We start from the raw sequence: 20,854 nt of genomic DNA on the forward strand, positions 1-20,854 counted from the left end.
CAAGCGTAAATCTAGAATATTTATACAACATGAAACTGATTATTGTTACATGGCTAATGTCTTAAAGACAATTAGAACTGGTGATGATTATATTGAAAGCCTTAGAGGCCGAGATCTCAAAGTTTACCTTTTTGGTGAACTAGTTAAAGAACCAGTGGATCATCCTATGATCAGACCCTCAATTAATGCAGTTGCAGAAACTTATGATCTTGCAGTACGTGAAGAAGCACTAGCTTCTGCTGACTCATCAATTACTGGACTTAAAGTAAATCGATTTTTACATATTGCAGAAAGCGCTGAAGATTTAGTTTTACAAAATAAAATGCAAAGAAAACTTGGTCAAAATACTGGTACCTGTTTCCAAAGATGTGTTGGAATGGATGCCCTGAACTCTTTACACTCTACAACTTTTGAAATTGATGAAAAACATGGAACTGATTACCATAAAAGATTTTTAGAATTTGTAAAAATGGTTCAAAAAGAAAATCTTGTAATTGGTGGTGCCATGACTGATCCTAAGGGAGATAGAAGTAAAGGACCATCAGAACAAGATGATCCTGATCTGTTTACACGTATTGTTGATACTGATGAAAAAGGAGTTTACGTTTCTGGGGCCAAAGCACATCAAACTGGATGCATAAATTCCCACTGGATAATTTTAATGCCAACTATTAGACTTACTGAAGCTGATAAAGATTGGGCAATTGTAGGTGCAATCCCTGCAGATGCAAAAGGAGTCACTTACATTTACGGCAGGCAATCTTGTGATACTCGAAGTATGGAAGAAGGTGACATTGATGATGGTAATGCAAAATTTGGTGGTCAAGAAGCATTAATCATATTAGATCGAGTATTCATTCCATGGGATAAAATATTCATGCATGGGGAATATGAGTTTGCATCAATGCTTGTAGAACGTTTTACTTGTTATCATAGACGTAGTTATGTATGCAAAACAGGTCTTGGTGATGTTCTAATTGGAGCTGCAGCTACCATTGCAGATTATAATGGTATTCCTAAAGTCTCACACATTAAAGACAAGATTATTGAAATGACTCATCTCAATGAAACAATATTTGCTGCTGGTATTGCATCTTCTCATCAAGGACATAAGATGAAGTCTGGAGTTTATCTTAATGATGATATGCTTGCACAAGTTTGCAAACATAATGTCACACGATTCCCATATGAAATCAGTAGACTTGCACAAGATATTGCAGGTGGGTTGGTAGTTACTCTTCCATCTGAAAAAGACTTCAGGCATCCAGAAGCCGGACCATTACTCAAAAAATATCTTGCTGGCAGAAAAGGTGTTGATGTTGAAAATAGAATGAGAATTTTAAGATTAATTGAAAATATGACTTTGGGCAGAAATGCTGTTGGATATCTCACTGAATCAATGCATGGTGCAGGCTCTCCACAAGCACAGAGAATTCAAATTCAAAGACAAATGCAAGTAGGGTACAAAAAGAATCTTGCAAAGAATCTAGCAGGAATCACAAATGATGTTGAAGAACCTAAAGAATCTTCAGAATACTTTAAACGAGTTTTCAAAACAAAGGATTCTGTTCTTTAAATAAAAATTAACTGTAACATTTTGTTGTGACACTTTTTTTGTTTGAACATTTTATTTGAGATCATATATTAATCACATATTTTCATAGTAACCAATGACATATACAAAGAAAATCTTTCGTAAAACAACACTCATTCCGGTTCTATTAGCAATAGGATTCATGTTTACAACTCCAATGCTTTTGGATGTTGCAGCAGCTCCTGGAGGTAATGGAAATGGAAATGGTGGTTCCACATCAATTCCTTCTGATGCATTACTTCCAGATATCTCACCTGGTGTTCCTAAACATCTTAATATTCATAATCAACAACAAAATGAATTTTTGAGATTTACAAATACATGGAACAATGTTGGTGTAGGTGCATTAGAATTTGAACCAGTTTTCCCAGATTCAGATGCTGTTGAAGGTACTACACAAGATGCATTCCAAAATCTATATGATGATGCAGGTAATTTTGCAATTCCTTCACAAAAAATTTGGAGTACAACTGTTAGTGAGTTTATTTTCCATGAAACTCATAACCATTGGCACATTAGTGACATCGGAGAATTCTCGATCCGATCTGATGATAACGGTGTCCCTGGTGAAATAGCTAAGAATGTTAATGGAGATGATGTTGCCGCTGTTAAAGTTGGATTTTGTATTGCTGATGTATACAAATACAATGGTGATAACTCTCCAACTTCCCAAAGAGTCTATTGGGATTGTGAAGTAGGTTTACAAGGAATCGCACCAGGTTGGGCTGATCAATATCATCAATCTGTCGAAGGAAACGAAATCAACATTACTGATCTTCCAAATGGAACTTACTTCCTAGTACACAAATGGAATCCTGCAAATGCATTTGTTGATGCAGATGTATCAAACGATGAATCATGGATGAAATTTGATCTAACGGATGATGGAAATGGTAACAGAAAGATTGTTGAAATCGAAGGATTTGCTCCTGAATGTCAAGGTGATGGTTCTACACCTGGCATATGTGGCGAAATCAACAAAAACAACTAATTTTTTTTCTTTTTTAATCAAAAACCCATGTTCATAAACAATTCTATTCTTTTGAAACTTATGATTTCTCAGGATCCTTTTTTAGTAATTTTTACGTAATTATATTACCAAGCAAACAGGACGATCTCATGCTATTTTTGGCATAATGTGAACCTGTTTGCCTGAAATTTAGAAAAATCTATTTTTTATATTCTTCTGATTTTCCATCTGATTTTGTAGATTCGTTTGATTCAGTTTCAGATGATTCTTCATTTTCTTTTGTTTCCTTTAGTTCTGTAGGTTCAGAATACTCTATGTCTTCTTCAATCTTATCAATATCTGATAATTCTTCAATCGTATCTGGGTTTTCTGAATCTAAAGGATCTGTAAATGATAATTCTTTTTCCTTTTTTCTTTTTGCTATTTGTTTGACAACCATTATTCCAATAACAATTGCAATAATGACATAATTGATGGGTGGTTTTAGTAATTGTGTGATGTATCCTACTTGTGGAAGAATATATGCTACTTTTCCAATGTATTCTTCTTCAGTAATTGGAAAGTCTGTTCCGGGTATTGATGCTGGGTTTGCATCTCCTTTTGTTCGGATTGTTTTAGGATCATCATCTAAGATAGATGCAACTCTATGTACAATCACTCTATTGTGATCAGAAGGTCGATTAAACACAATAATGTCCCCTACCTCGATTTCTTCAAATGGTTCATGCCCTTGAACAATTAACACATCATAAACTTCTAAAACAGGAATCATACTTCCACTTGCAACCACATAAAATGGGTTTTGTGTTCCAAATGCAACTTGTAATCCAATCCAAATTACTAAAACACCTACTGCAACAATAACAACATCTTTGATAATTCCTTTTGAAATAGACTTTTTTGCCAATTACATAATCGCCTATTATATCATTGATTAAATTTACTGGTTATTGCAGCGACGTTCCACATTCTTCGCAGAATTTTGAACCTTCTTTATTTGAAAATCCACACTTTGAGCATTTACCTGGTGGGGCACTCTCTTCTGGATTTCCTAATAAGATGACTTCACCCACTTTTTTGATATTTTTCCATGGGATACTGCCTTCAGTTCCATCATTTTGAGTAATTACTAGAACCATTGATTGTGTTGAATCAATTCCAACCTGTTTTGCAATCCCGATTTTGTTAGCATTTTCATCATATACTGCTCTGCCTTCAATTGAACTTACTGATGTTGCAGGACCCGGTTGGGTAGATGTTTCCTGTGTAGGTTGCGTCTTAGGTTGTTCAATTTGTTGTGATGTTTCAACTTGTGGTGCTCTTTCTGTTTGTGGCTCTAATGGTTTTGCATTTCCTACATCTCCTGATTCATCTTGTTTGTTGAATTCTCGGTATTCTGCAATTGATGATTCACATGTATTGCAAATGTATTGACCTCTTTCTGCAAGAATCAAATTCTCTGCAACTTCTTCATTTGGATTTTCAAATTCAATTTTTGGTGCTCCCTCAAATTCTTTTTCACAAGTATTGCAAAAATGTTTAGAAATTTTATCTGCATCTAATCTACCAATTGGTGCCAAAAACAAATCTGGACCTCCCAGATTCCCTTTCATTTGTTGTTCATCTGTTACACGGGCCATTACATAGCCCCCAGAACCTCTTAATTTTTTTATTCTAAGTTCTGAACTCATATCTGGGTTTTACCAAAACGTCATTTAAGTATATATCAGAATTAATTTTCCTACCAAAAATATGGTGTTAATTCTGGTGAACATTTTTAGGTACGAATAACAAATCAACAATACAATGGGAATAACGCAAATTTCTGATGCAAAGTCTTGGGAAGTTGATGTGATAAATTCTGACATCCCTGTATTTGTAGACTTTTGGGCTGAATGGTGTGGTCCGTGTAGAATGGTGGGCCCGGTAGTTGAAGAACTGGCAGCTGACTATGATGGCAAAGTAAAATTTGTCAAGGTTAATGTTGATGAGGCTAATGAATTAGCATCAAAATACAATGTTTTTAGTATTCCAACCTTGATTCTCCTTAACAAAGGTGAGATAGTTAGCCAGCAAGTAGGTGCTGCTTCTAAAGAATCATACAAAAATATGATTGATAGGGCATTAGCATAAATTTCAAAACACGTTTTTCTTATTTTTTCATACTATAATTTTCTAAAAACTTACAATTTCTATTGTTTGTTTATTTTTGAAAAATTTGATAAATGAATAAAAGCACACTTCTGAGAGTAGTTTAGGGGCCGGTGGTTTAGGGGTATAATGCCTCGTTCGCAACGAGGATGTCGAGGGTTCGATTCCCTCCCGGTCCACTTTTCCAGAAACTATTATACATAAACACCGAATATTATCTTCATGGAAGTATTTGATGGCAAAAAAGCAGCACAAGAATACATGTCAAAACACACTTTGGCGTTTTCAACTCCAGAGCTAACTCTTATGAGGTTTGCATTTTGGTTAGGAGATTCTGTTCCAGATCCAAACAATGAAGGAAAAGGTATTCCAAGAATGATGACCTTTTTAACCGAGCAAGATTTTGAACCTGTTTTAATTGATGATGAAAAATACGAACCATCAGGAGCAGTTAAGAGCTCTGGATTAATGGGAAATGCCTATACTGAACAAAAAACTGATGGAAAGTTTTGTTCAGAATGTGGTACTAGCCTTTCAGCAACCGCAAAGTTTTGTCCTGAATGTGGAACAACACAAGAATAAACTAATTTTTTATTTTATGCTTTAGTTCCACACTTTGTACAGAACTTTGCATTTGGTCTTAGTTCTGCACCACATGAAGAACACCCATTTCCATTATTTTGTGGGGCAGTTTGTCTTGGCATAAGTGATGGATCTGGTGATGGTAATGTGCCGACATTGTTGAATGATTCTTGTGCAGATACAATTCCTGGCGGCCCTCCGCCTACTGGATTCTGTGCAGTTCCTGCCCTTGGTGGCATGTTGCCTGGCATACCTCCTGCCATTGTTCCTGGTTGTCCCATACCTGGCATTAAACCGGGTGATTGTGTACTTCCAGAACCTGAACCCATTGATTTTTTTAGTTCAAAAATTACTTTGATTGCTAAAAACTCTAATGCAGAATATGCTACCGTATAATCTCCTAATTTTTGGAAGAACTCTTTGTCACTTATCTGACCTTTCTTGTACATGTTGTTAGTATCAAGAAAGGATTCATAGTATCCCTGTGATTCATCAAACAAACTTTGGAGTTTGTCAAATAACATGTTTAGTGTGTCAACTTCTCCAAATGACATACTCTGCTTCGGTTTTTGGAATATTAATTACTTTAGGATCTAAACTTGACTAAATATTGATTTTCTCAGAGAAAAAAGCAGTCTCCTTTGCTATGGAGACTCTGTAATGTATTAACTAGTTTATGTGAGCTTTTGGGCCCCCAGCTAACACCGCGAGATGTCTCTGACTCAATGAATATTATACTGTCAAGTCTTTGTTAAAAAATCAGAGTCAAAAAGAATCACTTTTTACTAAATCTTTTTTGGTAATTTCTTAATATTCTACTTTGTCTTCTAAAAATTAATCATAAACAATATTTGTCCTGCTGTTCAAAGCAATATTGATGATCAAAAATATAGTGATAACTATAGTCTGTATTGTTTCAATAACTTCTATTGTTGTATTCTTTGTTCCATTAGTAGATGAATTTGAAACATTCAATTGTATTACGACTCCCTGTGAAATGCCAAAAAATCACCATCTTTGAATCCTTTCAAAAACAGTATTCTGTGATTAACAGTTTTGAAGAATGTATGTCTGCTGGTAATCCTGTTATGGAATCCCATCCACGACAATGTAGAACAATTGATGGAAAACACTTTGTTGAGAAAATAGATTCTTCACAATAATTATGTCATCACTGTAACTTCTTTTTCTGACATTCCACCATATCCCGGGTCTATCTTTTGTTTTGGATTTAATGATGTATCATGATGGCATGGTTTGTTACAAACTGGGCAAAATTTTCTATCCATTACAATACATTGACATATGTGGTTTTTTACATAAGCTTGTGCAGCTTGATTCCATTCTCCTGTGCCGTTACAGTACACACATACATTTGAACCACTAGAACCCACTCCTTTGCAAAAGTCACATACATCTTCTGTCATATCTATTATTGTGATAAGCTGGTTTTTGAATCAATATATTTGAAAAGATTGACCATCTCAACGCATAATAGACTGCAGGCAATAAAATTTTCAGATGACGTATGATACTGTAATTGTTGATTCACACGTTATACTCCCACAAGGCTTGATGGATAAAAATATCATTATTGATGAAGGAAAAATTGTTGGCCTGACAAATGACATTCCATCATGTGATGTCAAAATCAACGGAAACGGTTTGATTTCTGTTCCTGGCCCAATTGACACACATGTCCACTATGGTGTATATTCTCCAATTAATGAGGCGGCAAAATCTGAATCTCATGCTGCTGCAATTGGTGGTGTTACAACTATGATGAGAATGCTTAGATTGGAAGATCCATTTTCTAGTTCATTACAATCTCAGTTGGATGCTGCATCTCAAAATCATTATGTTGATTATGCAATACACGCATCTATATTTAATCAGCAACAAATTAACGAAATGAATTATTGTGTGGATAAAGGTATCACATCATTCAAAATTTACATGAATCTTGGAGGTGAAATTGGACATGTTTACATGGATATGCCTCCTAATTCATCTGAGCTTGTTGCAGCTAATGTTAATGTAACTGATGAAATTGTTGAGCAGACGGTAAAGACTGCAGCGTCTCTTGGTTGTCCTGTTTTGGTTCATGCAGAAGACTATGAATCCTGTGGGTGCGGAATTAAAACTGCTAGAGAGAAAAAACAAGATGGATTATCTGCATGGTCTGAAAGCCGTTCTCCTGAATTTGAAGCAAAAGCAATCAAGACAGTATCAAAGTTTGGACGTGATTATGACTGTGTTATCTATTTTGTTCACATTGGTTCTGAACGAGCTCTTAAACAAATTCAAGAAGAAAGAAAATTGGGTACCAAAATTTTTGTCGAGACATGCCCTCATTACTTGACATTGTCTTATGAAAAACAAGATGGATATCTTGCTAAAGTAATGCCTCCTATAAGAACCGAAAATGATCAAAAAGCAGTATGGAATGCACTTTCAACCAATCAAATAAACACTATAGGTACAGATCATGTTGCAAATCAACTTAAACTCAAGTTGGGGGGAGATGATGTTTGGTCTGCATTAGCAGGATTTCCAGGAATTGGAACTGTACTTCCAATATTACTTAATGACGGAGTAAATCAGAATAGAATCACTTTGGAACAATTTGTAAAATTCACAAGTCAAAATGCCGCACAAATATTTGGAATGTTTCCTCAAAAGGGCACTCTTGAAAAAAATTCTGATGCTGATATTACTATGATTGACTTGAAAAAAGAGAAAACAGTTTCTTCTGAACTGTTTGGCGGATTTTCAGATTATATTGTTTATGAGGGAAGAAATCTGAAAGGTTGGCCTGTTAAAACAATTGTGAGAGGAGAATTAATTGCTGAAGACTTTGAAGTGATTGGGAAACTTGGATATGGCCAACTTGTAAAAAGAACCATTGGTTGAAATTCTTAGAATAATATTTATGTGAAAAAAATAGATTTTTTTTAAATGCAATACGTATCTTTATTTTTTACATTTTCAGTGATTCTTGGAATTTTGTTTGTTCCGTTAACTAGTTCATTTGCAGAATCAATCATCCCTCCACATAGACAATGGACACAATTCAACGATATTAGCAAAATTACTTGCAAAGATGGATTGATTCTTTTGCAAAAAAGTAATGGTTTTCCTGCATGTGTTTCATCTACAGCCTATTTGAAATTAATTGATAGAGGATATGGTATGTTTGATTCTAAAATTCTAAAAGACCGTCCTATGATGATGAATGATTTGATGACAAATATGGCATCTAATACTTCAATAATGCATCATTGGCATGAAATGATGCAAAATGATCCTACTATGATGAAAAATACTATGAAAAATTGGATCTCAAAAATGAAAGAGAATCCAAAATTTTTGAAAAATATGATGGGGCCTATTACATCTGATCCAGAATTAAGGCAAGAGATGATTGAACACATGAAAAAACATCCTGTAATGGAACAATCTCTAAAAGATCATCCTATGTGGATGGCTTCTGTACATGAACCCATGATGGGCTCTACAATGGGATCGGGTATGAATCAAGGAATGCATTCTGGAATGTGTTCTTGGTGTCCTGAATATGAACATAATATGCAACATGTGTCTCATGCTAGTTTTACAAATTCTGATAGAATGATGAACATAATACATCATATGTGGATTGATGACAAAATGGTTCAAGACATGCATGAATTCATGCTTGAAAATCCGGAGCATATGAAACAAATGTCAGAACAAATGATGGGGCCAATACTGGGATTTATGATGGATGATACAGAAATCAGACAACAAATGATAGATTTGATGCTAGACCATGAAGACTTTATGAATTCAATTCGCCATATTGATTCTTCTAAATAATTTCTAATTAAACAAATTTGATTGCGCTATATCCTACAACGCTGCTTGTATCACCTTGTATGTCTCCACTGGTTGTATAACTTAGAAGCTCACCTCTTGTCGCACCCAGTTTTTTGCAAGCAATTAATGTGGATGCCATTGCTCCATATCCGCATGCAGTAATTTTTTTCTCCATTAAAACACTATAGAATTTTTCAACATTCATTTCTAATATTGGTTCAATCAAAGCTTTGTCTTGTGAATATGCAAAAGAATTTTCCTCATAATGTGTAAAATCAGAAGAGGCAATAATCATTGCATTTCTTGATTTGGCAATTTGAGCTACTGCATTTCCTACATCTTTTGCCATTTCTAAGCTTTGGTCTCGTAAAATTATTGGAAGAATCTTGAATTTATTAGAAAGTGTTGATTGTAGCATTGGAATTTGAACCTCTAGACTATGATCTTTTGAATGAGAAAATTCATCAATTTCGATATATTTTGAATTGTTTGCTATTTCTTGTGCAGCTTCTGAATCCACTTCTACAAGTCCTAGAGGTGTTTCCCATTGAGCGTCAATCATTGTTGCAACATCTTTTCCAATTCCGAAGTGATTTGGTCCAATAATTATTACAAGTTCAGGATTTTTAGATGAAATTGCCTTGTAGGAATGACATGCGGTGGGACCAGAATAAACATAGCCTGCATGGGGACAGATTATCCCATAAACTTTCTCATCTTTTTGTATTTGATTGCCAGGCCCATACTTATGTTGAAGACAGGAATCTATCATTTCTTCAAGTTCATCTTTTGTTTCAGGATAAAATTGTCCTGCGACAACTGGTTTTCTAATCATAACACATCTTACACATTATTTTATAAAAGAACATTAGATGATTCTCTGATAATATTCCCATTAGGTTCTTCTTCTTTGAAAATCATTCCTTGAAATTTTGAAATCTTTGTTGACTTGTCTTTCCATGCATCTTTGTTTAATCCTGCCTTTTGACATGTATACTCTAAAAATTCCTCTTCACTCCATCCATATTCAATAGGAACTTGAGGCAATAACAATCCTGAAGAAAAATCATTTTCTGCAATTAATCCGTCTCTACCAACTTTGATCTGTGATAAATATTCAGAATAATCTCTTACTTTGATTTCTTCTGGATGAGTAAGAACAGTTACTTCAAATGTTATTTTATCCATTTCATCCGTGACTACTGGGGTAAATCGCGGATCTCTTGTTGCAGCTGAAATTGCGGCATCAATTAACCCATCATACAATTTCTTTATAGGTGTTGGATAACCTATGCATCCTCTTAGATTGTCTTCTTTGTTTAGTGTAACAAACACTCCTGAACTAAAATCAAATTTTGAGTTAAATTCTGAATCAGAAATTTTTGAATTATTTTTTAAAAATTCTGTCACAGCTTTTCTTGCCATCCTAACTAATTCTACTCCATCTGAATCTGAAAATTGAAAATTTGTCATACGTGTTAAATATGTAAAATAAACATAAAAAATGTGCTATGATTCTTGGCAAAGAAGCTGAATTATACGAAAAACTACCAAATGACAAAGTAAAATGTACAGCATGTGCACGATATTGTGAAATTGGTAATGGACAAATCGGCTTATGTGGGATTAGAGGAAATGAAAATGGAAAACTACATCTTTATGCATATGGGAAAGTCGTTTCTGGACATGTGGATCCTATTGAAAAAAAACCTTTGATTCACTACTATCCTGGAAGTAAAATCTACTCTATTGCTACAACTGGATGTAATTGGCTTTGTAAATACTGTCAAAATTCTGATATCAGTCAACGACGAGAAGTTCAGGGAATTGATATGACTCCTGATGAAGTTGTTGATACTGCACTAAAATATGGTGCGCATGGAATTGCATATACATACAATGAACCATCAATCTTTATAGAATTTGCAAAAGATTGTGGAATTGCTGCAAGAAAAAAAGGACTGTTTAACATATTTGTTTCAAATGGATATGATACTCCTCAATCTGTTTCGATGATGAATCAATTTCTTGATGGAATAACAGTTGATTTTAAGGGAAGTGCAGAAAAAGAGTTTACACGTAAATTTATTGGAGTTCCTGATCCTCAACCAATCTTTGATACTTTGTTAGAAATTAGGGATAGAACTAACATCCACATTGAAATTACAGATTTAATTGTTCCAAAAGTTGGAGATGATTTGGAACATGCAAAAAAACTCTCAAAATTTATTCTAGATGAGTTTGGGCCAGAAATGCCAATTCATTTTCTACGATTTCATCCAGATTACAAGATGATGGAATACCCAAGCACCCCTGTCGAAACATTAGAAAAACATTATAAAATCGCAAAAGATGTTGGACTAAAGTATGTGTATCTAGGAAATGTTCCTGGTCATAAATGGGAGCATACGTATTGTTCTGAATGTAATAATATTGTTGTAAACCGTTACGGGTTTAGTATACGAGAATGGAGTCTTGACAAAAATAATTGTTGCAAGTTTTGTGGAAATAAAATTCCAATAGAAGGAAAATTAAGAGAAGGATACAAAGAAGACCGTTTCCAGTTTGTATCTTAATGTTATTTCATGGTTCTTAGTTGCCTTTCAGTATCTCTTATGAAATCCTCATATTTCATAATCTGAGTAGTTATACGGAAAGCATTCATTTGATCTTCGTTGTCTTTTGAGCCTAGGAGTGGCTTTCTTAACTCCATTAGTCTTTGCTGTTCTTCTGTAGCCTTTAGAATATCATTTCTGAGATCCTCGCTTGTTGCCACGCATAATATACGTGATTTTTAGATTTAAGAATTTCATTTACAAAACATCAAATTTTCCACCAGTTTTTGCTCTATAGATTACATCTGGCTTTCTAATGAAAATCCCTGACTCTAAGACCCCTGTGGTTCCTTTGATTTTTTGTGTTAATGATTTTGGATTTTTTATTGTTCCAAAGTCACAATCTAAGATGATATTCCCATTTTCTGTAAAAAAAGGATAACCCCTATCTAGTGAACGTAGTTTTGCTTTTCCACCTAATTTTTTAATGGAGTTTGTTACTGAATTTCTAGCCAGTGGATGTATCTCTACTGGAACGGTTCTTGTAAAGTTTTTTACAAATTTTGTATTGTCTGCCATCACTACAACTTTCTTTGCAATACTAAACAAAATGTTTTCTCTAAGTAGAGCTCCTCCACCACCTTTGATTACAAATTTTTGAGAATCAATTTGATCTGCACCATCAAACACAATATCAATGTGTTTTATCTGATCAACTTCTATCAATGGAATTCCAACTTTTTCTGCAATAAGTTTGATTTGTAATGATGTTGGAACTCCTTTGATATTGTAATTTTTTAATTTAATTAATTTCCCAAGTGATTTTACAAGTGCAGTAGCTGCTCTACCGCTACCTAAACCAATCACATAATCATCTTTTACAAGTTTTAATGCATTACTTGATAATGCCGTGATGGCATCATCATAAGACAATTACTCTACCTCTGCTTGATCAAGCTTTGATAGAACTTTCATGATGTCACCTTTGATTTTATCTAAATCATCAATGTCCTCATCAACATCATCGTTATCTGCTGATGTTGGTTCTGGTTTTTGTATTTCTGGCTCTGGAAGTGCTTTGTGTTCTGTAATTTTGGCAACTTCTTTATTGATATCTGGTTTTGTTTCTACTTTGGGCTCAGGATTTGATGTAACTTCCTGAATAATCTCGATCTTATCTTCAACTTTTGGTTTTGGTTGAATAACTTCTTTAACAATTTCTTCTTTTGGCTTGATTAATTCAGTTTGAATTGTTTTTGGCTGTGGCATTGGTTTTGGAATTTGTTTTTCCTCTTTTCCAAATAAGGGGAATTTTGGTTCTTTTCTTGAAATGTTTGTTAAAGTGGTTAGTTCAAATGATTGTCGTGATCTTGTTGCAGGAATTGTTACTGGTTCTGTTTTTGTTTCTCTTGGTTTATCAAAATTGAATGTGTTCTTAAATGAATTTGTAGATTGCTTTGTTTCTTTTTGAACTTCTGGTTCCTTTATTTTTGGTGTTTCAACTTTTGGAACTGACATCTTTGATGACAGTTCGTATAATCTATCATCTAATTTTGATAACTTTTGATCCATTAGTGTGATTAAACCGTCTCCAACAGGACCCAAGTCTGGATGTTTACTTGCTTGTTCAAGTTTTTCTAATTTTGCTAAAATAATGCCTAATTGATGTTGATATTTTAATAACAATTTATCCTTTTGAATTTTAGAAAATTCAGAATCAGACTGATATAATCTTGAAATTGTTTTTGTTAGTATGTCTTTTTCAATTTTCAATGAATTAATTTGACTTTTAATGTGCGAACTGGCACCGAGACTTAATAGTTGATTTTTATCTCTTGGCATTTTTCGTACAGCCGCAGCTGTAGCTACGCCTGCTAATGAACTAAGAATAAGAGCAATTTCTTGCATCTATGTGTACCATTTAATCCAAGAATATTTTCTTCTTTTGGCCTCTGGGAATCCACAACTTGCGCATTGGTGATGACGTTTGTGAAGTGAGTTATTACCACATCTTCTACATCTGATGTGTACTTTTTTCTTTGTAAAACCACCCATAGAAGTTGTACCTTTCACCATGTCATATCACCTAATTTTGTGCCGGTGGAGGAGAAATCATAACTACATTGTCTCCTCTGACTACAATGGTTCCAAGGCCTTTTGAATCGCCTTCAGCAGGAATCTCCTCTGAAGAATCGAGTAGCAGGTTCATGTGTTGGTCAAAACCAAGTAAATTACCTCTAATGGTTTTGTTTCCTTTGAGTTTTATCAATACAACTTGATTGATACTCTCATCCAATACTTTTACTGCCATATCAACGGACATCTATTTCACTTATTGGCTTTGATATTGAGGGATTATATTAAAATTTCATTGGTGAAACTATGAGCTATGCCCAGTAAGGCAAGTTTGACACTTTTTTCCAAGATTTTTCACAATTTCAGCTAAAATTAACTGTCCCTCTTTTTTTGAAGCTTTTGTAGGATCTCCCCAAATACCGTTTTTGGTAGCTTTTGGAAATGACTTATTTGCCAATTTGCCAATTTTCTTAATTTCATGTTTTGTCATTTTTTCTGTAGTTAGTCCTTTTCTTGCTGACTTCATTTTAACATTTTTTGAAATTGCTAACATTAGAGATGTTTCTACAAATCCAGCATGATCAAAATCTCTATTCATAAAATGCCAATATGAAAATGGAAATACTTTGAGTTTATTTTTTGAGATTTTTTTCAGTTTAACATCAATATTTTTTATTGAATTTTGATTTCCGTGGTGCCCGTTAATTATGAAAATCGTTTTGATATTGTTTTCTAACAGTGATACGCATATGTCTATTAAAATAACACGTAAGGTAGTTTCTCTAATGCTCAAATTAAAAAATGGGGCATGTTCAAACGATACCCCATAAGATAAAGTTGGGAACAAAAAATACCCATTTTTTTCACAAATCCTTTTTGCTACCTCTGTTACAATATCTGTGTCAGTTGAAATAGGAAGATGTGGACCATGTTGTTCAATTGAGCCTATTGGAATGACTGCAACTTGTTTTTTTCTTTTAATAGAACTTCTAAGGTTAGGATCAAATTGTGTTTTTATGTCTGTCATCTGATTCACTTTGATTTAACGTGAACCTTTCTCCATCGAACTTCTAATTTGTTTTCTAGATGCATCTTCATTGCTTTGAATAATGTGTCTGCTTCTAGTTTTTGTCCTTTTGACTTTATTTTTTCTAGTGTGTCGTTTGGATCTACTTTGAATGAATCTTGGAAAATAATGGGACCTTGATCTAAGTTTTCTGTTACATAATGAGATGTTACCCCTACAATTTTTGTTCCTCGTTCGTGAGCTTGTGCATATGCTAATGCACCAGGGAATGCAGGCAACAATGATGGATGAATGTTAATTATTCTATTTGGATATCTCCAAACAAAGTTGGGACTAAGAATTCTCATGTATCTTGCAAGTGCTATTAAATCAATATCATATTTTTTACAAATCTGAATAATTTTTTCTTCTGCTTTTTGTTGATTTTTTTCTTCAACTGCAACAAATGGGATCTTTGCTTTTTTTGCTAATGGCACAAGCGTTTTTTCAGTGCCTATTATCACTGAAATTTTTCCTTTAAGTGATTTTGACCTTGCCAGAATTGTTTGTAGACATAACGGTTCTTTTGTTACAAACACTGCAATATTTTTCTGAGAATTTGTTTCATGATGAGTGCTTACATCCATCTTTTCTTTTTTAGCCAAAATTTGAATTTCTGAATCAAATTTTTTCACATCTACTGATTTTGAAAAGGAAACCTCTAGATACATTCCAAAAAGACCTTTGATTACATTTTGGTTTACTTTCTCAATGTTTCCACCCTTTGAGAATGCAAAATTTGTAAATGAAGCTACAATTCCTTCTCTGTCTTTACCAACAACTGTTATGCCCACTACAGTTTTTTTCATGACTTTGTTTGTTGAAGATTTTCTTATTATTAATCATTCACAGAAATTAACATGGTGCGGGAGGTGGGATTTGAACCCACGAACTCCTAAGAGATAGGGTCCTAAGCCCTACGCCTTTGACCAGGCTGGGCGACTCCCGCAACGGACATGCCATTAAACACAAATTTATCTATTATTGAATTACATCATGGCAAAATTTTTTGGTACAAATGGAATTCGTGGTGTCTTTGATGAAGATTTTACATTAGAATTTGTTCATGACATGACTTTGGCAATTGGAACTTATTTTCAAAAAGGACCAATATTGATTGGATATGATGGAAGAGATTCTAGTCCAGTTATTTGTAAAGTTGTAACTTCTACTCTTAATTCAATAGGCATTGATTGTAATGTTGCAGGAATTGTTCCAACACCCTGTCTTGAATTTGCAGTAAAAAAGTTGGGATATTCTGGAGGTATCATGATTACTGCCTCTCACAATCCTCCTCAATACAATGGAATCAAACCTGCTGCATCTGATGGAGTAGAAATTTCACGAGAAGATGAATTAATTATTGAGGATATCTATCTTCAAAAAAATTGGATTAAAAACTCTACAAATTATGGTTCTACAAAAAAAGAAGAACGTGCAATTGATGTTTATCTAAATGGAATCATTTCACAAGTTAATTCTAAATTAATAGAATCAAAACATTTCAAGGTTGTTTTGGATTTAGGTAATGGTGCACAGGCTGTATCTGCCCCTAATTTTTGTAAAATGATTAATTGTAAAACATTTCTTGTAAACGAAAATATTGATGGTAACTTTCCAGGACGTGGTTCAGAACCCACTCCTCAAAATCTTTCAGAATTATCAAAGACTGTAATTCGCAACAATGCTGATGTGGGGATAGCATTTGATGGTGATGGTGATAGAAGTATTTTTTGTGATAATAAAGGAAATATTTTGACAGGTGACAAATCGGCATTATTGTTAACTAAACATATCTTATCTAACCATCCAAACTCTTTAGTTGTTACATGTCTAAATTCTGGTTCTAATATTGAAGTTCTGGCAGATCAATTTGATTCTAAAGTAATTCGTACAAAAGTTGGAAGTGTTGAAGTCTCAAGAAAAATGGTTCCGACAGATGCTCTAATAGGGTTTGAAGAGAATGGTGGATTCATGTTTGGAAAACATAACCAGGTTCGAGATGGATGCATGACTTTGGCATTGATGCTTGATCTTTTAGCAGTATCTTCTAACTCATTGTATGATGAAATTTCTAATCTTCCATCATCTTTTACTACAAAAGATAAAGTCGCATGTTCTCCTGAAAACGTTCCAAAACTAATTTCCTCTCTAAAAGACGAATTTCCAAATTCTGATCTTACTGATGGTATCAAAATCAATATAGATTCAAGAAACTGGGTTATGATCCGACCTAGTGGAACAGAACCAATTGTTAGAGTGTATGCAGAAGCTCAAAGTCAGGAAAAATTAGACAATTTAATGTCTGAATATCTCCAAAAAGTTAAGACAATCATTTCCAGATAACACTTTTAAAACCAAACGTAACGATGATGAGAATGGAGAATGAACCCTAAGGGTGACGAAGTATGGGAAAAGCATATTATGTTAAATTTGAGACGCCAGAGGACCTCGTAAATCCAATCTTAGAGGCTGTTAGAGTTGCATCTACCAGTGGTAAGGTTAAGAAAGGAACTAACGAAGCAACTAAGGCAATCGAACGTGGTACTAGCAAACTAATTGTTATTGCTGAAGATGTAGAACCACCTGAGGTAGTTGCACATCTTCCAATTCTTTGTGAAGAGCAAGGAGCAGCATTTGCATTTGTTCCAAGCAAACAAGAGTTAGGCAAATCATTAGGTATTGACATTACTTCTGCCGCTGCAGCAATTTTGGATGCTGGTGATGCACAACACATTGTAGACCAAGTTGTCTCATCAATTGCTAAAATTAAAGGTGGAAAGACTGATCAATGAGCGCTACAACTGATGAAGTAGTTCACTCTGAAATTATTCAAATTGTTGGACGAACTGGTATTGCTGGTGAAGTAATTCAAGTTAGAGTTAAAGTTCTTACTGGAAAAGATAAAGGCAGAATTCTTACTAGAAATGTTAAGGGTTCTGTTAGATTAGGAGAAATTCTAATGCTAAGAGAAACAGAGAGAGAAGCAAAGAAGATCAAATAGGTGAATTGAATGAGTCTTTTAGTTAAACCATGTAATTTCTGTAACAGGCCAGTTGCAAAAGGTTCTGGTACAATGCTTGCAAAAAATGATGGAACAGTATTATGGTTTTGTTCTGCAAAATGCAAAAAAAATGCACTAGAACTCAAACGTGATCCAAGAAAATTCAAATGGACAAAAAAATACGTTAAAGGCGGAATTAAAAAGAATTAAAATTGACTGAAAAATCATTATTCATTGTAAAACCTGATGCAGTAGCTAGAAATCTAGTCGGTGAAGTTATTTCTAGATTTGAAAGAAAAGGATTCAAAATTTTGAAATTAAAGATGTTTACATTTACTCAGCAACAAGCAGAAAATTTCTATGGTGTTCATAAAGACAAACCATTCTTTGGTGAGCTGACGTCCTTTATCACATCAGGACCTGTAGTTGCAGCAATTATCGAAGGTAATAATGCAATTGCAACTACTAGAATAATGATTGGAGCAACAAAATCTTTTGAAGCAGAACCTGGTTCAATTAGAGGTGACTTTGGATTGGGATTTAGTGAAAATATTATTCATGCATCAGATTCACAAGAAAGTTTTGATCACGAATCGAGGGTAGCATTTGAGTGATCTGATTTGCAAATTCGTCAGCCCATAGTGGCAGTTCTTGGTCACGTAGACTCTGGTAAAACATCCCTTTTAGACAGAATTCGTGGAACAGGCGTTCAAGGTAGGGAAGCTGGTGGAATCACACAACACATTGGTGCAAGTTTTCTGCCTACTGAAACAATTAAAGAGACCTGTGGTCCTCTATACAAAAAACTTGAGCAATCAGAAAATAAAGTTCCTGGAATTTTAGTTATTGATACTCCTGGACACGAAGTATTTACAAATCTGCGTTCTCGTGGAGGCTCAGCTGCTGATATTGCAATTTTAGTAGTTGATGTTAATCGTGGATTTCAACCACAAACAAATGAAAGTTTGAAAATTTTACAGAGTAGAAAAGTTCCTTTTGTAGTAGCTTTAAACAAATGTGATCAAATTTCTGGATGGAGAAAATCTGAGACATCTTTTATTTCACAAGCAATCAAAGAACAAGATGCATCAATTCAAGCTGATCTTGACCAAAAAATCTATGATGTTGTTGGAACACTCTCTGTTTTAGGATATCAGTCTGAGGCATTTTATCGTGTAAAGGACTTTAAATCTGAGATTGCAATTGTTCCCATTTCTGCTCGTTCCGGTGTTGGAATTCCAGAATTGCTTAGTGTGTTGGTGGGCTTGACTCAACAATATCTGCAAAAAAGACTAAATCAAGAAGAAAAAGATACACGTGGAATTGTTTTAGAAGTTAAAGATGAAATTGGATTAGGTCCAACTGCAAATATCATTCTAATTGATGGGTCCATCAAAAAAGGAGATAGTATAGTTGTTGCAAAACGTGATGGTGTAATTGTTACAAAACCAAAAGCATTGCTGTTACCAAAAGCACTCGATGAAATGCGTGATCCTCGTGATAAGTTCAAACCAACACCTCAGGTAGATGCCGCAGCTGGATTAAAGATAGCCTCCCCTGACCTTGAAGGTGTTTTACCCGGAAGTACACTATATGTTGCAACAAATGATGAGGAGATTGCAAAATACACCACTCTCATAGAATCTGAAATGAAATCCATGTTTGTAGATACAGAAACCAATGGAATTATTTTGAAATGTGATACTATTGGTTCGCTTGAAGCTATAGTTGAGATGCTTAGACGCTCTCAAGTACCTGTGGCCAAAGCCGATATTGGTCCTGTAAATAGACATGATGTAATTGAAGCAAAGGCAATAAAAGAAAAAGACAGACATTTGGGAATTGTTTTGGCATTTAATGTCAAAGTTTTACCTGATGCAAAAGATGAGTCAGAAATTAGTCATATCAAAGTCTTTGAAGACAAAGTAATCTACAGTTTAATTGATAACTATAACGCATGGGTTGAAGAAGACACTGCACATGAAGAAGATGCAATATTTTCTGAATTAACTCCTGTATCCAAATTTACTTTTCTTAAAGGAATGGTCTTTAGAAATAACAATCCTGCAGTTTTTGGAATTCGTGTAGATGTGGGAACCCTAAAACACAAAATTCCATTTATGAATTCTGATGGACGAAAAATTGGAAATATTCATCAACTTCAACATGATAAAAAAACAGTAACTTCAGCTAAAGCTGGTGATGAAGTTGCTTGTTCAGTTCAAGATGTGACTATTGGAAGACAAATTTTTGAGGAAGAAGTATTTTACACATTTCCTCCATCACATGAGGCAAAACAACTACTAAACAAATTCATGCATAAACTAAGTATTGAAGAACAAGAAGTATTGAATGAAATTGTAGAAATCCAAAGAAAAAAAGAAGCAGCTTATGCTTACTAGCTTATTGTGAGTGTTTTTTACAAATCATATTGATTCCGGGAGCTCCTACTGCACCCATCATCTTGTCCACTATTTGTCCTGATTTGAACATGATAAATGTGGGAATTGATTGTACTGCAAATTTCATTGCAATGTTTTGATTATTGTCAACATTTACTCTTGCAAATTTTACCTTGGGATATTTTTTTGATAGACTCTCAAATACTGGATGCATCATCTTACATGGTCCGCACCACTCTGCCCAAAAATCAACCAAAGTTGGATTTTCAGCTGAAATTGTCTGCTCAAAATTTGAGTTATTCAAATCGATAATTCCAGGCTCAACTTTGGGCTGATTTTGTTGTTTTAACATCTCTTCTAGTTTTCTTTGCTTGATTCTTTCAATTTCTGGATCTTCAGACAATACGATTCTAAAATCTATTCTACTAAAAAATCTATATTGAAAAATTATTCATCAGCTGATTTTACTGGAATTGCTTCATACCTTCTTGATTTGCAAATGGGACACTGATCGATATATCTTGTATAACTAACTGAGGTGTATGCAATTCCACAATCTCCACAAATTCGAAGATTTCTACTTAGTTTTCCCATGT

The 20,854-nt window shown here is 34.3% G+C and carries 29 protein-coding genes and 2 tRNA genes; 15 read left to right on the forward strand and 16 right to left on the reverse strand.

The genetic code is table 11. From position 1 onward, the window contains the following. Positions 1–49: 49 nt before the first annotated feature. Together NKOR_RS00855 and NKOR_RS00860 are read left to right on the forward strand one after the other, a co-directional pair. Positions 50–1,576 (forward strand): 4-hydroxyphenylacetate 3-hydroxylase family protein, encoded by a 1,527-nt coding sequence (locus NKOR_RS00855; protein ID WP_014962478.1) that lies wholly within the window; start codon positions 50–52, stop codon positions 1,574–1,576. 94 nt (positions 1,577–1,670) lie between these two features. Then, positions 1,671–2,585 carry a lysyl oxidase family protein gene (locus NKOR_RS00860; protein WP_014962479.1) on the forward strand — a complete coding sequence of 305 codons (915 nt, stop codon included), beginning with the start codon at positions 1,671–1,673 and terminating at the stop codon, positions 2,583–2,585. A gap of 178 nt (positions 2,586–2,763) precedes the next feature. On the opposite strand, the gene NKOR_RS00865 is transcribed toward NKOR_RS00860, so the two are convergent. Beyond that, on the reverse strand, positions 2,764–3,471 hold the full coding sequence (locus NKOR_RS00865) for a signal peptidase I (RefSeq protein WP_014962480.1): 708 nt from the start codon (positions 3,469–3,471) through the stop codon (positions 2,764–2,766). Between the two features lie 40 nt (positions 3,472–3,511). After that, the gene (locus NKOR_RS00870) at positions 3,512–4,255 is read right to left on the reverse strand and encodes a zinc-ribbon domain-containing protein (protein ID WP_014962481.1); all 744 of its coding nucleotides are present in this window, start codon (positions 4,253–4,255) and stop codon (positions 3,512–3,514) included. Between the two features lie 115 nt (positions 4,256–4,370). Here NKOR_RS00870 and trxA (NKOR_RS00875) point away from each other — a divergent pair, with 115 nt between their 5' ends. The 3 genes from trxA (NKOR_RS00875) to NKOR_RS00885 all read left to right on the forward strand — a co-directional run bounded on the left by trxA (NKOR_RS00875) (position 4,371) and on the right by NKOR_RS00885 (position 5,297). Next, positions 4,371–4,697: a thioredoxin gene (trxA, locus tag NKOR_RS00875; RefSeq protein WP_014962482.1), complete on the forward strand. Its 327-nt coding sequence runs from the start codon at positions 4,371–4,373 to the stop codon at positions 4,695–4,697. A gap of 125 nt (positions 4,698–4,822) precedes the next feature. Beyond that, positions 4,823–4,894, forward strand: a tRNA-Ala gene (locus NKOR_RS00880). A gap of 43 nt (positions 4,895–4,937) precedes the next feature. Then, positions 4,938–5,297 carry a zinc ribbon domain-containing protein gene (locus NKOR_RS00885; RefSeq protein WP_014962483.1) on the forward strand — a complete coding sequence of 120 codons (360 nt, stop codon included), beginning with the start codon at positions 4,938–4,940 and terminating at the stop codon, positions 5,295–5,297. A 14-nt stretch (positions 5,298–5,311) separates the two neighbouring features. Here NKOR_RS00885 and NKOR_RS00890 read toward each other — a convergent pair whose 3' ends face one another. Then, on the reverse strand, positions 5,312–5,851 hold the full coding sequence (locus tag NKOR_RS00890) for a zinc ribbon domain-containing protein (RefSeq protein ID WP_014962484.1): 540 nt from the start codon (positions 5,849–5,851) through the stop codon (positions 5,312–5,314). Between the two features lie 402 nt (positions 5,852–6,253). Here NKOR_RS00890 and NKOR_RS00895 point away from each other — a divergent pair, with 402 nt between their 5' ends. After that, positions 6,254–6,460, forward strand: coding sequence for a hypothetical protein (locus NKOR_RS00895; protein ID WP_014962485.1), 207 nt, complete (start codon positions 6,254–6,256; stop codon positions 6,458–6,460). On the opposite strand, the gene NKOR_RS00900 is transcribed toward NKOR_RS00895, so the two are convergent. Then, the gene (locus NKOR_RS00900) at positions 6,461–6,724 is read right to left on the reverse strand and encodes a hypothetical protein (protein ID WP_014962486.1); all 264 of its coding nucleotides are present in this window, start codon (positions 6,722–6,724) and stop codon (positions 6,461–6,463) included. Positions 6,725–6,818: 94 nt separating this feature from the next. Here NKOR_RS00900 and NKOR_RS00905 point away from each other — a divergent pair, with 94 nt between their 5' ends. After that, the gene (locus tag NKOR_RS00905) at positions 6,819–8,210 is read left to right on the forward strand and encodes a dihydroorotase (RefSeq protein ID WP_014962487.1); all 1,392 of its coding nucleotides are present in this window, start codon (positions 6,819–6,821) and stop codon (positions 8,208–8,210) included. A 45-nt stretch (positions 8,211–8,255) separates the two neighbouring features. Continuing rightward, positions 8,256–9,155 (forward strand): hypothetical protein, encoded by a 900-nt coding sequence (locus tag NKOR_RS00910; protein WP_016939538.1) that lies wholly within the window; start codon positions 8,256–8,258, stop codon positions 9,153–9,155. 7 nt (positions 9,156–9,162) lie between these two features. Here the strand turns inward: NKOR_RS00910 and amrB are convergent, their stop codons facing one another. Together amrB and NKOR_RS00920 are read right to left on the reverse strand one after the other, a co-directional pair. After that, complete coding sequence (gene amrB, locus NKOR_RS00915; protein WP_014962489.1) at positions 9,163–9,990, reverse strand: AmmeMemoRadiSam system protein B; 828 nt, start codon at positions 9,988–9,990, stop codon at positions 9,163–9,165. Positions 9,991–10,010: 20 nt separating this feature from the next. Beyond that, positions 10,011–10,628 (reverse strand): TIGR00296 family protein, encoded by a 618-nt coding sequence (locus tag NKOR_RS00920; protein ID WP_014962490.1) that lies wholly within the window; start codon positions 10,626–10,628, stop codon positions 10,011–10,013. Between the two features lie 38 nt (positions 10,629–10,666). Between NKOR_RS00920 and amrS the strand changes: the two genes are divergently transcribed. After that, positions 10,667–11,731, forward strand: coding sequence for an AmmeMemoRadiSam system radical SAM enzyme (amrS, locus tag NKOR_RS00925; RefSeq protein ID WP_014962491.1), 1,065 nt, complete (start codon positions 10,667–10,669; stop codon positions 11,729–11,731). A 2-nt stretch (positions 11,732–11,733) separates the two neighbouring features. Here the strand turns inward: amrS and NKOR_RS00930 are convergent, their stop codons facing one another. The 8 genes from NKOR_RS00930 to NKOR_RS00965 all read right to left on the reverse strand — a co-directional run bounded on the left by NKOR_RS00930 (position 11,734) and on the right by NKOR_RS00965 (position 15,801). Further along, positions 11,734–11,931, reverse strand: coding sequence for a hypothetical protein (locus tag NKOR_RS00930; protein WP_014962492.1), 198 nt, complete (start codon positions 11,929–11,931; stop codon positions 11,734–11,736). 37 nt (positions 11,932–11,968) lie between these two features. Beyond that, positions 11,969–12,643 carry a ribose-5-phosphate isomerase RpiA gene (rpiA, locus tag NKOR_RS00935; RefSeq protein ID WP_014962493.1) on the reverse strand — a complete coding sequence of 225 codons (675 nt, stop codon included), beginning with the start codon at positions 12,641–12,643 and terminating at the stop codon, positions 11,969–11,971. After that, entirely contained in the window at positions 12,644–13,618 is a 975-nt protein-coding gene (locus NKOR_RS00940; RefSeq protein WP_014962494.1) for a hypothetical protein, read from the reverse strand. Further along, a complete protein-coding gene (locus NKOR_RS00945; protein ID WP_014962495.1) occupies positions 13,619–13,786 on the reverse strand; it encodes a 50S ribosomal protein L37e in 168 nt (55 codons plus the stop codon). A 10-nt stretch (positions 13,787–13,796) separates the two neighbouring features. After that, positions 13,797–14,033, reverse strand: a complete 237-nt coding sequence (locus NKOR_RS00950; RefSeq protein ID WP_014962496.1) for an LSm family protein — start codon at positions 14,031–14,033, stop codon at positions 13,797–13,799. Between the two features lie 57 nt (positions 14,034–14,090). After that, a complete protein-coding gene (locus tag NKOR_RS00955) occupies positions 14,091–14,813 on the reverse strand; it encodes a creatininase family protein (RefSeq protein WP_016939870.1) in 723 nt (240 codons plus the stop codon). Positions 14,814–14,818: 5 nt separating this feature from the next. Further along, the gene (locus tag NKOR_RS00960) at positions 14,819–15,661 is read right to left on the reverse strand and encodes a formyltetrahydrofolate deformylase (RefSeq protein ID WP_014962498.1); all 843 of its coding nucleotides are present in this window, start codon (positions 15,659–15,661) and stop codon (positions 14,819–14,821) included. 52 nt (positions 15,662–15,713) lie between these two features. Next, positions 15,714–15,801: transfer RNA gene (locus NKOR_RS00965), tRNA-Leu, on the reverse strand. A 47-nt stretch (positions 15,802–15,848) separates the two neighbouring features. On the opposite strand from NKOR_RS00965, the gene glmM reads away from it, so the two are divergent. The 6 genes from glmM to infB all read left to right on the forward strand — a co-directional run bounded on the left by glmM (position 15,849) and on the right by infB (position 20,258). After that, positions 15,849–17,198, forward strand: coding sequence for a phosphoglucosamine mutase (gene glmM / locus NKOR_RS00970; RefSeq protein ID WP_014962499.1), 1,350 nt, complete (start codon positions 15,849–15,851; stop codon positions 17,196–17,198). A gap of 62 nt (positions 17,199–17,260) precedes the next feature. Further along, positions 17,261–17,647 (forward strand): 50S ribosomal protein L7Ae, encoded by a 387-nt coding sequence (gene rpl7ae / locus NKOR_RS00975; protein ID WP_012214608.1) that lies wholly within the window; start codon positions 17,261–17,263, stop codon positions 17,645–17,647. Further along, positions 17,644–17,856: a 30S ribosomal protein S28e gene (locus tag NKOR_RS00980; protein WP_012214609.1), complete on the forward strand. Its 213-nt coding sequence runs from the start codon at positions 17,644–17,646 to the stop codon at positions 17,854–17,856. The genes rpl7ae and NKOR_RS00980 overlap by 4 nt, the downstream gene beginning before the upstream one ends. A 9-nt stretch (positions 17,857–17,865) precedes the next feature. Further along, on the forward strand, positions 17,866–18,066 hold the full coding sequence (locus NKOR_RS00985; RefSeq protein WP_014962500.1) for a 50S ribosomal protein L24e: 201 nt from the start codon (positions 17,866–17,868) through the stop codon (positions 18,064–18,066). A 2-nt stretch (positions 18,067–18,068) separates the two neighbouring features. After that, complete coding sequence (ndk, locus tag NKOR_RS00990) at positions 18,069–18,470, forward strand: nucleoside-diphosphate kinase (RefSeq protein WP_014962501.1); 402 nt, start codon at positions 18,069–18,071, stop codon at positions 18,468–18,470. 6 nt (positions 18,471–18,476) lie between these two features. Then, the gene (gene infB / locus NKOR_RS00995; RefSeq protein WP_083879820.1) at positions 18,477–20,258 is read left to right on the forward strand and encodes a translation initiation factor IF-2; all 1,782 of its coding nucleotides are present in this window, start codon (positions 18,477–18,479) and stop codon (positions 20,256–20,258) included. A gap of 1 nt (position 20,259) precedes the next feature. On the opposite strand, the gene trxA (NKOR_RS01000) is transcribed toward infB, so the two are convergent. Continuing rightward, positions 20,260–20,661 carry a thioredoxin gene (trxA, locus tag NKOR_RS01000; RefSeq protein ID WP_014962503.1) on the reverse strand — a complete coding sequence of 134 codons (402 nt, stop codon included), beginning with the start codon at positions 20,659–20,661 and terminating at the stop codon, positions 20,260–20,262. 44 nt (positions 20,662–20,705) lie between these two features. Continuing rightward, on the reverse strand, positions 20,706–20,852 hold the full coding sequence (locus NKOR_RS09815) for a hypothetical protein (protein ID WP_014962504.1): 147 nt from the start codon (positions 20,850–20,852) through the stop codon (positions 20,706–20,708). Between the last annotated feature and the right edge of the window lie 2 nt (positions 20,853–20,854).

Origin of the sequence: Candidatus Nitrosopumilus koreensis AR1, from assembly GCF_000299365.1 — an archaeon.
Lineage (GTDB): Archaea > Thermoproteota > Nitrososphaeria > Nitrososphaerales > Nitrosopumilaceae > Nitrosopumilus > Nitrosopumilus koreensis.